Raw genomic sequence first — 12,567 nt, forward strand, 5'->3', positions numbered from 1 at the left:
TTCGGAAGAAGGTCACCGGCTGACTGCGTTGTGGGAGCGCCCGCGATGCACGGGCCCCCGTTCCCCCGTCACCCCCGCGCCCCTGGTCACGACGACGCCCGCTCCACCAGCTTCGTCGCCAGCACCACCTGCCGCCGCTCCAGGCCCCGGGGCACCGACGGGCTGCTGTCCGCGATCTCCGACAGCAGCAGGTCGATCATCCTGCGGCCCATCTCCTCGATGGGCTGGCGGACGCTGGTGAGCGGCGGATCCATGTGGCGCGCTATGGCCGAGTCGTCGTACCCGACGAGCGCCACGTCGTCGGGGATGCGGCGGCCCTGCTCGCGCAGGACCTGCCGGGCACCGGCCGCCATGACGTCCGAACCGGCGAACACCGCGTCGAGGCCGGGGCGCCGCCCGAGCAGCGCGGTCATCGCGCGGCGACCGCCCTCCTCGGTGAAGTCCCCCGGCTCGATGAGCTGTTCGTCCGCCGCGTGGCCCGCGTCGCGCAGCGCCTCGCGGTAGCCGTCGACGCGGCGCTGGGCACCGTACACGTCGAGGCGTCCGGTGATGTGGGCGATCTCGCGGCGACCGCGCGTCAGCAGGTGCTCGACGGCGGAGCGGCCGCCACCGTAGTTGTCGGAGTCCACCGACGCCAGCGACTCGCGCGCCGACCTCGGGCCGCTGATCACGGCGGGGATCTCCAGCTGGGCGAGCAGGTCGGGCAGCGGGTCGTCGGCGTGCACGGACACCAGCAGGACGCCGTCCACCCGGTGCGCGGCCAGGTACTGGGCGAGCCGGCGGCGCTCCTTGTCGCTGCCCGCGAAGATCAGCAGGAGCTGCATCTCGGTGTCCGACAGCTCGGCCCCGACGCCCTTCAGCATGTCCGAGAAGTACGGCTCCGCGAAGAAGCGGGTCTCCGGCTCGGGGACGACGAGGGCGATGGCGTCGGTGCGGTTGGCGGCCAGGGCGCGGGCGGCCGTGTTCGGGACGTAGCCGAGTTCGGCGACCGCCGCCTCGACGGCCGCGCGGGTCGCGTCGCTGACCCGGGGTGAGCCGTTGATCACCCGGGAGACCGTGCCGCGACCGACTCCGGCACGAGCGGCGACCTCCTCCAGGGTCGGCCGGCGGCCGCCCCGGCTCCGCCCACTGCTGACCGCCATGGTCGCCGCCTTCCGTTCGCAGCATTCAGGCCAGGAATGTAACAGTCGCAGGCCCGGCCCTCCCCGGCCCATCCTCCCTCGCCGACCGGGGGTTTCTCTCCCCGGGCCGCAGGAAGACGCGGCCGGGCCGCACCGCCCGGCGCACCGCCCGCCGCGCTCACGCGAGGGCGCCCCGGGGCGCCGTGCGGGGATCGGCCGGGGTGCGCACTCGGGCTCCCGTCGGCCCGGGGCTCACTCCTGTCCGGCGGCGGCCGGCAGCGCGTTCCCGCGGATCACCTCGGCGTACCAGTGGGCGCTCGCCTTGGGGATACGGCGCTGGGTGGCGTAGTCGACGTAGACCGCGCCGAAGCGCTTCGAATAGCCGTAGGACCACTCGAAGTTGTCCAGCAGGGACCACAGGAAGTAGCCGCGCACGTCGGCTCCGTCGGCCACGGCCCGTCGGACGGCGTCCAGGTGGGAGTGCAGGTAGGCGATCCGCTGCGGGTCGTTCACCAGGCCCTCGGGAGAGACGTAGTCGTCGAAGGCGGCGCCGTTCTCGGTGACCATCAGCGGCAGTTGCGGGTGCGACGCCGCCAGGTCGGTCAGCAGGGTGTGCAGGCCGCTGGGGTCGATGGCCCAGTTCATCGCGGTGAGCTGGTCGTTGGCGAGGTGGAAGCCGACGTGCTCGGAGCCGGTCCACGGGGAGTGGTCGCTCGCACCGTGGCCGTCGTTCTTGGTACCGGTGCCGTCGCCGGCCGAAACCACCGTCGGGGCGTAGTAGTTGACGCCCAGTACGTCGATGGGGCGGGAGATCTCCTCCAGGTCGCCGTCGTGCACCAGCTCCGCCCAGTCGACGATGTGCGAGGTGTCGGCGATCAGGTCCTCGGGGTAGACGCCGTCCAGGACGGGGCCGGTGAAGATCCGGTTGCCGACCGCGTCGATCCGGCGGGCGGCGTCGGCGTCCTCGGGGCTGTCGGTGAGCGGGCGCACCTGGTGCAGGTTGAGGGTGATCGAGGTCCGCGCGGACGCCGGGAGGTTCGTGCGCAGCGCTCCGACCCCCAGGCCGTGGGCCAGGTTGAGGTGGTGGGCGGCGCGCAGCGTGGCCGCCGGGTCGGTGCGGCCGGGGGCGTGCACACCGGAGCCGTAGCCCAGGAAGGCGCTGCACCAGGGCTCGTTGAGGGTGGTCCACAGTCCGACGCGGTCCCCGAGAGCCCGGCCCATGATCTCCGCGTAGTCGGCGAAGCGGTGCGCGGTGTCGCGCTGCGGCCAGCCGCCGGCGTCCTCCAGCTCCTGCGGCAGGTCCCAGTGGTAGAGGGTGGCGACCGGGGTGACGCCCGCCTCCAGGAGCTCGTCGGTGAGCCGGCGGTAGAAGTCGAGGCCGCGCTCCACGGCAGGACCGCGGCCGGTGGGCTGGACCCGCGACCAGGAGATCGAGAAGCGGTACGCGCCCAGGCCGAGGTCCTTCATCAGCGCCACGTCGTCGCGGTAGCGGTGGTAGTGGTCGGCGGCGATGTCACCGGTGTCGCCGTTGCGGACCTTGCCGGGGGTGTGGCTGAAGGTGTCCCAGATGGACGGGGTGCGGCCGTCCTCCGCGGCGGCGCCCTCCACCTGGTACGAGGCGGTGGCGGCACCCCAGAGGAAGCCCGACGGGAAGGACGTGTCTGCGGCCGGCTTGGCCTTGGTCTCGGTTCGTACGGCAGTCATGGAGAGGACGCTCCCAAGTGGCGTGTGGAAGGGCCGGACGGTGATCCGGCGATGGGGGGAAGCGGACGGGGCACGGCTCTGGGCGCCCGGCCGGGTACGGCCCGCGTGCGGGGCGGGCCGTACGGAGCGGCGATCGGGGGGTGCCGGGGTGTCGGGACCGGCACCCCGGCGACTGGCCTCGGGATCAGCCCTTGACGGCGCCCGCCATGATGCCGCCGACGATCTGCTTGCCGAAGAGCACGAAGACCAGCAGCAGCGGCAGGGTGCTGATCAGCGCCCCGGCCATGACGATGCTCTGGTCGGGGGTGTAGGAGGCGCTGAGCTGGCCGAGCGCCACCTGGAGGGTCGGGTTCTCCTGGTTCAGGGCGAGGAAGGGCCAGAAGAAGTCGTTCCACGCCTGCACGAACGTGAGCATGCCGAGGACCATCATCGCGGGCCGGGCCGCGGGCAGGACCACGTTCCAGACGATGCGGATGTTGGTCGCCCCGTCCACCTTGGCCGCCTCGATGAGCTCGTAGGGCAGGGCCTCCATCAGGTACTGGCGCATGAAGAAGACGCCGAAGGCGCCGACCAGGGTCGGGAAGATCACCGACTCCAGCTTTCCGCCCCACCCGATGTCCGACATCATCATGAACAGCGGGACGACGCTGAGCTGCGGTGGAATCGTCAGGGTGGCGATGACCGCGGTCATCAGGGCGCCACGGCCGCGGAAGCGCATCTTGGCGAAGGCGTAACCGGCGAGGGTGCAGAAGAACAGGGTGGCCGCGGTGATGCAGCCGGCCACGATGAAGCTGTTCACGATGGCCTTGCCCAAGTGGGCCTGGTCCCAGGCCGCTTGGAGGTTGCTCCACAGCCGGCCGCCCGGCAGGAACGGCGGCGGGCTGTCGAGGACCCGCTGCTGGTCGTGGGAGGCGGCCACCAGCGTCCAGTACAGCGGGAAGATCGAGCCCAGGCCGACGACGATCAGTGCGGCGTAGGTGAACGGTCCGCCCTTGAGGTGCTGGCCGGCGCCGAGCTTGAAACGGCTGCCGCTCTTGTCGGGGGAGGCGGGAAGCGGTGCCGGGTCGAGGTCCGGCACGGTGCTGGTGGGACTGGTCGTGGTCATCGAAATCGCTCCCGTCAGGCCGCGCTCTTGCGCACGAACCGGCCGACGATCCAGTTGATCAGGGCGATGAGCAGCAGCAGGACGAGCATGGCCCAGGCCACGGCCGCCGCCGGACCCAGATGTCCCAGCTTCCAGCCGTAGTTGAAGAGATAGATGCTGAGGGTCTCGTACTGGTGCTCGCTGCCTCCGACGGCGCCGATCGTGCCGCCCTGCAGCAGCAGCGGCTCACCGAACAGCTGCATGGACCCGATCGTCGAGATGACGATGGTGAACAGGATCGTCGGTCGCAGCGAGGGGATGGTCACCTTACGGAACTGCTGCCAGCGCGTCGCACCGTCGATCGACGCCGCTTCGTACAGGTCGGTGGGCACGGCCTGCATGGCCGCCAGGTAGATCAGGGCGTTGTAGCCGGTCCAGCGCCAGATCACGATGACGGAGATGGCGATCTTGGACGTCCACTCGCCGTCGCCCCAGTCGGTGTTGCCGATGCCGACGAAGTGGAGCACCCAGTTGAGCAGGCCGCCGTCGGCCCGGAAGACCAGGGCGAAGACCAGGGCCGCGGTCGCCACCGAGGTGGCGTACGGGGTGAGGATCACCGTCCGCCAGAACGTGCTGGCGCGCAGCTTGTAGTTGAGCAGGTGGGCGAGGCCCAGCGCCACGAGCAGCTGCGGGACGGTGGAGATGACGCCGATCACGAAGGTGTTCGTGACGGCCGTCCAGAACTCGGAGTCCTGGAGGATCCTGGCGAAGTTGTCCCAGCCGACCCACTCGGACTGGTCGAGGCCCGTCATCTCCACCCGGTGCAGGGCTATCCAGCCCGTGTACAGCAGCGGGTAGAGCCCGAAGGCGCCGAAGATGAGGAAGAAGGGGGCGATGTACGCGTACGGCGACGCCTTGTCGTCGAAGCGCCACAGTCGCGTACGCCACGCGCTGGGTCCGTTCGACGTGGCGCCGGAGCCGCCGGGTGGCGGGGTGTGGGCACCCCGTGTGGGGGTTGTGGTTGCCACGGAGGGAGTCCTTCCCTGGAGAGCTGGGCCGGGTAGGGGCGGGAGGCGAGTTGACGGGCCGGGCGCCGGTCCCGCCGCCTGCGCGGATCGGTACGGTGGCGAGCGGCCCGCGTCCCGGCGGTGACGTGGCACCTCCTGCTCGCCCGGAGCCCGTCGCGCGGCTCGCGCCACGTCCTCGGACTCCGGTCACCGCCCCCGGACGACACACGGCCGCGACGTCCGGTCAGTGTCTGCCGGATGTCGCGGAACCAACCGGCCTCGGACGACCGGCCCGGCGCGCGGGCCCCCCGCGCCGGCGGCGCGGAAGCCGCCGCACGGCCCCGCGCGCCGCAGCGCGGTGCGGGCAGCCCGTGGGGCCGCCCGCACCGGCGGGTGTCAGCCGATCACCTTGTCGATCGTCTCGGTCGCGGCCTTCCACGCGTCAGCGGGCTTGGTGCCGCGCTTCTCCATGTTGTTGATCTGCGTGGAGATCGTGTCCTTGATCGTGGCGTCCTTCGGGCCGAGCACGGTCTCGGGGATGGCCTTGGCCTCGTCGGCGTAGATCTGGCCGATCGGGGCGTCGCTGAAGTAGGGGAGCTTCGCGTCCTTGACGTCGGCGAGCTCGTAGGCGCCCTTGTTGGACGGGAAGACACCGATCGCCTTGAACACGGCGGCCTGCTGCTCGGGGGCGGTCAGCCACTTGACCAGCTCGGTGGCCTCCTTGACGTGCTTGCCGCTCTTGGGCACGGCCAGGAAGGAGCCACCCCAGTTGGCCGCGGTGGTGCCGGGCGCACGGCTGATGTCCCACTTGCCCTTGTAGGCGTCACCGGAGTTGGTGGAGATCTGGGCGGCCATCCAGGCGGGGCAGGCCACGGTGGCCACGGTGCCCTTGCGCAGCGCCGCCGTCCACGGGTCGGTGAACTGCGGCAGACCCTGGGTCAGCTTCTTCGACGCGGCCTCGGCGGCCAGGTTCCAGCCCTGCTGCACGGACGGGCTGTCCTTGTAGACGGCCTTGCCGTCGGCGTCGTAGTACTGCTTCGGGGAGGAGCTGACGACCGCGTTGTACATGGCGCTCGCGGAGTCCATGAAGTAGGTGCCGGACGGCGCCTTCCTCTTGTACTTCTCACCGAGCTTGAGGTAGTCCTCCCAGCCGCCCTTCACCGCGTCGGCGACGGCCTCGCGGTCGGTCGGCAGGCCCGCCTTCTCGAAGAGGTCCTTGCGGTAGCACAGGGACATCGGGCCGATGTCGGTACCGGCGCCTATGACCGTGCCGTCCTTCGCGGTGGCCTGCTTCTCCTTCCAGGAGACCCAGTCGCCCACGTTGATCGTCTTGCTGAGGTCGGCGAACTTGGCCGCCTGGGTGTCGGTGACCTCCTTGATGCGGCCGACCTCGACGCCGGTCACGTCCGCCAGACCGCTGCCCGTGTTCAGCTGCTGAAGAAGCTTCGGGTAGTAGTCCTGCTCGTTGGCGGTGGTCTCCTCCTTCACCGTGATGTTCGGGTGAAGGGTGTGGTACTTGGCGAACAGGCCGGCTTCCTTGTAGCCGAACTGCCCGAAGTCGGCCACCTTGAGAGTGATGTTCCCGTTGGAGTCCGAGGCGTCCGAGTCGCCGCCGTCGTCGCTGCAGCCGGTCAGCAGCAACGCCGAGGCCGTCAGGACCGTGGTGGTCAGGGCCGCTGCTTTGCGGCCGCGACCGCCGCGGGTACGGGTGATGCGCATTCCACTACTCCTTGTTCCAGTGGGGAACGGGATCTCAGGAATCGGACCGCCGGGGTTCGACGCTCCCGACCTGCCCTCTCGATTCGAGCGGTGGCCAGCCCACAGCACGCGGGGTGCGGTGGAAAAGCGCTGGTCAACGATGGCGCCATGTGCGACGGAGGGAAGGACTGTTGGTGGTTCGGCCCACGGAAGAGAGGCCCTCGACAGTCCGTGGGACCGCTCCCACGCGGCATGCCGGAAGACTCCTTCCTGCCGGGCCGGGTGTCAAGACTTGAAAACGGCGTTGTTGCCTAAGCGTGTTCTGCACGTCACGCGAATGTGTCGCATCGCAATGTGCCACCGGCCCGGACATCGACCCGCCCCTCGCCGGAATCACGCAGGTCATCGCCGGGTCCGCGCTCGGCGGGAGGGGACCGCGCCGATCGCCGGCGGCCTCGTCCGGCTTTTCCCGGGCCGGAACGGGGCGGGTCCGACCGGGCCGCCGGAAGGTGAACGATCAGCCCCTGGCGCACCGGAACGGGGTGCCGCCGGCGGGCGGCACGGCGAAGGACCGGACCTTTTCGACCGCGCCTCCCCCTTTTGCCGTGGGAGCGCTCCCATGCATAATGGGCGCTCACCCGACCACGGGAGCGACTCCATGCCCGACCTGACGACCGCGGCCTTTCCTCCCGCCTTCCTCTGGGGTGCCGCGACCTCCGCGTACCAGATCGAGGGCGCGGTGCGCGAGGACGGCCGCACCCCCTCCATCTGGGACACCTTCAGTCACACGCCGGGCAGGACCGCCGGCGGTGACACCGGGGACATCGCCGTCGACCACTACCACCGCTACCGCGACGACGTGGCGATGATGGCGGACCTCGGCCTGTCCGCGTACCGCTTCTCGGTCTCCTGGTCCCGGGTGCAGCCCACCGGCCGCGGCCCGGCCGTCCAGGTGGGCCTGGACTTCTACCGCCGCCTGGTGGACGAGCTGCTCGCGCACGGCATCAAGCCGGCCGTCACCCTCTACCACTGGGACCTGCCGCAGGAGCTGGAGGACGCGGGCGGCTGGCCCGAGCGGGACACCGCGTACCGCTTCGCCGAGTACGCGCAGCTCGTCGGCGCGGCGCTCGGCGACCGGGTGGACCAGTGGATCACCCTCAACGAGCCCTGGTGCAGCGCCTTCCTGGGCTACGGCTCCGGTGTGCACGCGCCCGGCCGCACCGACCCGGCGGCCTCGCTGCAGGCCGCCCATCACCTCAACCTCGCGCACGGCCTCGGTACGACCGCCCTGCGCTCGGCCATGCCGGCCCGCAACTCCGTCGCGGTCAGCCTCAACTCCTCGGTGGTCAGGCCCCTTTCGCAGGACCCGGCCGATCTGGCCGCGGCTCGCAAGGTCGACGACCTGGCCAACGGCGTGTTCCACGGCCCGATGCTGCACGGCGCGTACCCCGAGACGCTGTTCGCGGCGACGGAGTCCGTCACCGACTGGTCGTACGTGCAGGACGGCGACCTGGTGGCGATCAACCAGCCACTGGACGCGCTGGGCCTCAACTACTACACGCCCACGCTGGTGTCGGCGTCCGGCTCCGCGGCCGGCGGACCCCGTGCCGACGGCCACGGAGGCGGCCCGCACACGCCGTGGCCCGGCGCGGACGACGTGGCCTTCCACCAGACGCCGGGCGAGCGCACCGAGATGGGCTGGACCATCGACCCGGCGGGACTGCACGAACTGATCACGCGCTACACCCGCGAGGCCCCGGGCCTGCCCCTCTACATCACGGAGAACGGCGCGGCCTACGACGACAAGCCCGACCCGGACGGCCGCGTCCACGACCCGGAGCGCATCGCCTACCTGCACGGCCACCTGTCCGCGGTCCGCCGGGCCATCGCCGACGGCGCGGACGTCCGCGGCTACTACCTGTGGTCCCTGCTGGACAACTTCGAGTGGGCCTACGGCTACGAGAAGCGCTTCGGCGCGGTGTACGTCGACTACGCGACGCTGGCCCGCACCCCGAAGTCCAGCGCCCACTGGTACGGCCGGGCGGCCCGAACGGGCTCGCTTCCGCCCCTGGAGAACGACCTGATCACCTGACCAACCGACCCGGGGGACGGGGAAGGGGGCGCGGCACGTCGTGGGGGCGAGCCGCGCCCCGCGCCGTCATTCACGGTGGTTCCCGCCGTCGTACGACAGCTCGAACCAGGTGGCCTTGCCCCGCCCCGTCCGGGATGGAGACCAGCTGGACGAGTACGCGAAGGTGTGCGAGCGGCTCTCGGAGCCGGCGCCGGCGCCGGTCGACCCGGAGGCGGCACCGGAGTCGCACGAGACCCGCGACTCGCTGAGTCTCGTCCAGCATGTGACGTACGCCCTCTGAAAGGACCCGCCATGCGGTGCCCCGCCTGGCAGAAGTCGTCGTTCAGCACCGGCGGCGAGGGCGAGTGCGTCGAACTGGCGATGTCGTCCAGCCCCAGCCACATCCACCTCCGCGAGAGCGACCGCCCCCACGAGGTCACCACGGTCACCCCCCGCGTCCTTGCGCGGCTCCTCCGCGCCGTGAAGACGGGCGACCTCGGTCGCTGACCGCGGGCACCGGGTCGACCAGCGGGGCCACCGGGTCGGCCCGCTCAGTGGCGTGGTTCCCGTACGACGGCCACGCCCCCCGGCGCCACGGTGACCGTGCCGTTCTTCAGGGTTTCGGCGGTGAGCAGTTCGACGGCGTCCGGGGCGACGGGCACCTGTGCGCCGGCTCCCCGGTGGTCGACGAGGAAGAGGTAGTCCGCGTCCTCGCCCCGCCGCAGGACGGCTTCCACTCCCTCCGGTGTGACCCGGACCGGTGCCACTCCCGCCTCGGTGCGGATCCGGTCCAGCAGTGCGGCGAGGGTGTCCGTGTCGGGGAGCGTCGCCAGGTACCAGGCGGTGCCGGTGCCGTGCGCGTGCCGGGTCACCGCCGGTACACCGGTGAGGGGTCCCGAGGTGTAGGAGGCGACGGCCCGCGCGCCGTCCAGGCGTACGCGTTCGGTCCACAGCGACGCCGTACCGCCGCTGTCCAGTTCCACCGTCTCCCCGGGCAGCAGCGGGAACAGTTCGTCGGTGCGGACGCCGAGCACCTCGCGGAAGGCGCCCGGGTAACCGCCCAGCCGGACATGGCTGTTCTCGTCGACGGCGCCGCTGTGGAAGCCCACCGCGAGGGTGCCGCCACGGGCGGTGAAGGCGGTGAGATTGGCGGCGGACTCGTCGTCGACCAGGTAGAGGCTGGGGACCAGGACCAGACGGTACGAGGACAGGTCGGCGTCCGGGCGGACGAAGTCGACCGCGACCCCCGAGCGCCACAACGGCTCGTACCAGGACCGGACGAGGTCCAGATACCGCACCCGGTCGCTGGGCTGCGAGGGCAGTTCCAGGGCCCACTTGGCGTCCCAGTCCCACACCACCGCGACCTCGGCCGCGCCGGTGCTGCCCCGCACCTCGGCGAGGGCCTTGAGGTCGGCTCCCAGCGCGACGACGTCCTGCCAGATCCGGCTGTCGGTACCGGCGTGCGGCAGCATCGCCGAGTGCCACTGCTCGGCGCCCGCCTTCGCCGCCCGCCACTGGAAGTAGGCGATGCCGTCGGCGCCGCGGGCGACGTGGGCGAGGGCGTTGCGGCGCAACTCCCCCGGGTTCTTCGCCCGGTTGACCGGCTGCCAGTTGACGGCGCCGGTGGAGTGCTCCATCAGCAGCCAGGGGCGGCCACCGGCCAGGGAGCGGACCAGGTCGCCGCTGAGCGCGATGTCGATCTGCGACTCGGGGTCGGTGGAGCGCAGGTAGTGGTCGTTGGAGACGATGTCCAGCTGGGGCGCCCAGCGCCAGTAGTCCAGCGCGTCGAAGTTGTGCATCACCATGAAGTTGGTGGTGGCGGGCCGCTCGGGGGCCGCCCTGCGCAGCACGTCGCGCTCCGCCTCGTACAGCGACAGCAGGGCGTCGCTGCAGAAGCGGCGCCAGTCGAGGCGGTGGGTGGGGTTGGGGACGGCGCCGGTCGCGCGCGGCGGGATGATCTCGTCCCAGTCGTAGTACCACTGGCTCCAGAACGTGGTGCCCCAGGCGTCGTTGAGCGCGTCCAGGTTCTCGTACCTGGCGCGCAGCCACACCCGGAAGGCCGCCGCGCTGGCGTCGCAGAAGCACTCGGCGTTGTGGCAGCCGTACTCGTTGTGCACGTGCCACATCACCACGGCCGGGTGGTCCGCGTAGCGCCGGGCGAGCTCCCCGGCGATGCGCAGGGCGGCCGTCCGGTAGGCGGGGCTGCTGGAGCAGAAGGTCTGGCGGCTGCCGTAGGAGAGGGTGCGGCCGTCGTGGTCGACGGGCAGGGCCTCGGGGTGGGCCCGGAAGAACCAGGCGGGCGGCGCCGCGGTCGGGGTGGCCAGGTCGGCGGCGATGCCGTTCGCGTGGAGCAGGTCGAGGACGCGGTCCAGCCGGGCGAAGTCGTAGGTGCCCTCGGCGGGTTCGAGCAGTGCCCAGGAGAAGATGCCGACGCTGACCAGGTTCACCCCGGCCTCGCGCATCAGGCGTACGTCCTCCTCCCAGACCTCCTCCGGCCACTGCTCCGGGTTGTAGTCGCCGCCGTATGCGATGCCGGGAACGGAGAGGGTGCGGCTCACTGGTCAACTCCCGTGAGGAGACGTCGGGTTGTGGTCACGCCCCAGGCGTCCAGGGACAGCAGGCGGTCGCTGGAGGCGATCAGGCCGCCGGTCGCCTCGACGTGCGCGGCCCAGCGTTCACGGGTCTCCACCGCCGGGCGGGCCATCAGGCAGTCGGGGTCGTTGACCCAGAGACGGCCGTGCTGCCACTGGCGGCCGGCGCCGGTGAACTCGGCCGGGTCCTGCCCGGGCTGGCTGTAGTCGCCGGCCTCGGGGAGGCGGTGCGGGGCGGTGTCGGGGCTGACGCGCATGGCGTCGAACAGGCCGATCGAGGGCAGCACGGGTGCGCCGCAGCCCAGCAGGTAGGCGTCCGGGCCGATGGCCGCGCGGATCAGTTCGACGCCCGCGCGGTAGGCGGCGAGGGCGTCACCGGACGCGTGCCGTACGCCGTCCAGCGCGCCCGCGTACAGGAAGTCGGTCTTGAAGTAGTCGTAGCCCTCGGCGCGCAGGGTGGTGAACACCTCGGTCAGGTAGGCCGCCGCGTCGGGGTGGGTGGTGTCCAGGACGCGCAGGTCGTGGCCCCAGTTGCGGCCGGCGTGCGCGAAGCCGCCGTCGGTGTCGCGCACCAGCCAGTCGGGGTGCCCGGCGGCCAGTTCGCTGCTCGGGTCCACCAGGAACGGCGCCGTCCAGATGCCCGCCCGGCGGCCCCGGGCCCGGATGGCGTCCGCGATGTCCCGGCGGGAGCGGAAGCGGCCGGAGAGGGTGAGCCAGTCGCCGAGGGCGCTCTGGTAGCCGTCGTCGATCTGCACGACGTCGACGGGCAGGTCGAGGGTGTCCATCGCGCGGAGGTTCTCGTGGATGTCGTCCTCGGTGACGGCCGTGAAGTACTCGTACCAGGAGCACCAGACGGTGGGCGCCGGGCGGGGCGCCGCGAGGCCGAGGCCGGCCGCCCAGTCGGCCAGCACCGACTGGATGTCCGGGCCCGTCCACTCCTTCACGGGGCCGTCGGCGAGGACCTCCGCCACCCCGTCCGCGACGGTCAGCCGGACCGACGGCACCTCGCGGGTCGGGTCGGCCGCCGCCCACAGCCGCACCGGTGAGCCGTCACCGGGGTCGAGCGCGAGCAGCCCCTCGCCCTGGAAGGCGCCGGCCGGGACGGTGACGCCAGGGCGGTAGCACACGGTCGCCCAGTTGTCGTTCGTCGGGCGGTACGGCGCCGCGTCGAGGGCGTAGGCGCCGCTGGGGCTCCAGGACTGCCAGCCCTCCTCGTGGACGCGGGCGGTACGGACGTCCACGGGCACGGAGGCCACGGGCGTGAAGGGGTGGGGCACGGTGGTTCTCTTTC

Annotated in this window: 10 protein-coding genes; 3 read left to right on the top strand and 7 right to left on the bottom strand. The window is 71.7% G+C overall.

From position 1 onward, the window contains the following. Positions 1–86 precede the first annotated feature (86 nt). The 5 genes from AC07AZ_RS14815 to AC07AZ_RS14835 all read right to left on the bottom strand — a co-directional run bounded on the left by AC07AZ_RS14815 (position 87) and on the right by AC07AZ_RS14835 (position 6,635). Positions 87–1,142: a LacI family DNA-binding transcriptional regulator gene (locus AC07AZ_RS14815; RefSeq protein ID WP_478847526.1), complete on the bottom strand. Its 1,056-nt coding sequence runs from the start codon at positions 1,140–1,142 to the stop codon at positions 87–89. Positions 1,143–1,373: 231 nt separating this feature from the next. Then, complete coding sequence (locus AC07AZ_RS14820) at positions 1,374–2,825, bottom strand: GH1 family beta-glucosidase (protein ID WP_478847528.1); 1,452 nt, start codon at positions 2,823–2,825, stop codon at positions 1,374–1,376. Between the two features lie 184 nt (positions 2,826–3,009). Continuing rightward, positions 3,010–3,930 carry a carbohydrate ABC transporter permease gene (locus AC07AZ_RS14825; protein WP_478847530.1) on the bottom strand — a complete coding sequence of 307 codons (921 nt, stop codon included), beginning with the start codon at positions 3,928–3,930 and terminating at the stop codon, positions 3,010–3,012. A 14-nt stretch (positions 3,931–3,944) separates the two neighbouring features. After that, positions 3,945–4,937, bottom strand: a complete 993-nt coding sequence (locus AC07AZ_RS14830; RefSeq protein WP_478847532.1) for a carbohydrate ABC transporter permease — start codon at positions 4,935–4,937, stop codon at positions 3,945–3,947. A 375-nt stretch (positions 4,938–5,312) separates the two neighbouring features. Further along, a complete protein-coding gene (locus AC07AZ_RS14835) occupies positions 5,313–6,635 on the bottom strand; it encodes an ABC transporter substrate-binding protein (protein WP_478847534.1) in 1,323 nt (440 codons plus the stop codon). Between the two features lie 637 nt (positions 6,636–7,272). Here AC07AZ_RS14835 and AC07AZ_RS14840 point away from each other — a divergent pair. From AC07AZ_RS14840 to AC07AZ_RS14850, 3 genes are all read left to right on the top strand, one after another. Next, entirely contained in the window at positions 7,273–8,706 is a 1,434-nt protein-coding gene (locus tag AC07AZ_RS14840) for a GH1 family beta-glucosidase (protein ID WP_478847536.1), read from the top strand. 115 nt (positions 8,707–8,821) lie between these two features. Beyond that, entirely contained in the window at positions 8,822–8,986 is a 165-nt protein-coding gene (locus AC07AZ_RS14845; RefSeq protein WP_478847538.1) for a hypothetical protein, read from the top strand. A gap of 11 nt (positions 8,987–8,997) precedes the next feature. Further along, positions 8,998–9,192, top strand: coding sequence for a DUF397 domain-containing protein (locus AC07AZ_RS14850; protein WP_478847540.1), 195 nt, complete (start codon positions 8,998–9,000; stop codon positions 9,190–9,192). A 44-nt stretch (positions 9,193–9,236) separates the two neighbouring features. On the opposite strand, the gene AC07AZ_RS14855 is transcribed toward AC07AZ_RS14850, so the two are convergent. Continuing rightward, a complete protein-coding gene (locus tag AC07AZ_RS14855; protein WP_478847542.1) occupies positions 9,237–11,243 on the bottom strand; it encodes a beta-galactosidase in 2,007 nt (668 codons plus the stop codon). Then, positions 11,240–12,553: a glycoside hydrolase family 36 protein gene (locus AC07AZ_RS14860; RefSeq protein WP_478847544.1), complete on the bottom strand. Its 1,314-nt coding sequence runs from the start codon at positions 12,551–12,553 to the stop codon at positions 11,240–11,242. Before AC07AZ_RS14860 ends, AC07AZ_RS14855 begins: the two co-directional genes overlap by 4 nt. Between the last annotated feature and the right edge of the window lie 14 nt (positions 12,554–12,567).

The sequence above is a fragment of the Streptomyces sp. NPDC043878 genome, from assembly GCF_056435735.1.

What these genes read in the sequence shown, in the direction of transcription:
- AC07AZ_RS14815 (WP_478847526.1), bottom strand. Translation starts at nt 1,142, where the DNA reads ATGGCGGTCAGCAGTGGGCGGAGCCGGGGCGGCCGCCGGCCGACCCTG.
- AC07AZ_RS14820 (WP_478847528.1), bottom strand. Translation starts at nt 2,825, where the DNA reads ATGACTGCCGTACGAACCGAGACCAAGGCCAAGCCGGCCGCAGACACG.
- AC07AZ_RS14825 (WP_478847530.1), bottom strand. Translation starts at nt 3,930, where the DNA reads ATGACCACGACCAGTCCCACCAGCACCGTGCCGGACCTCGACCCGGCA.
- AC07AZ_RS14835 (WP_478847534.1), bottom strand. Translation starts at nt 6,635, where the DNA reads ATGCGCATCACCCGTACCCGCGGCGGTCGCGGCCGCAAAGCAGCGGCC.
- AC07AZ_RS14840 (WP_478847536.1), top strand. Translation starts at nt 7,273, where the DNA reads ATGCCCGACCTGACGACCGCGGCCTTTCCTCCCGCCTTCCTCTGGGGT.
- AC07AZ_RS14850 (WP_478847540.1), top strand. Translation starts at nt 8,998, where the DNA reads ATGCGGTGCCCCGCCTGGCAGAAGTCGTCGTTCAGCACCGGCGGCGAG.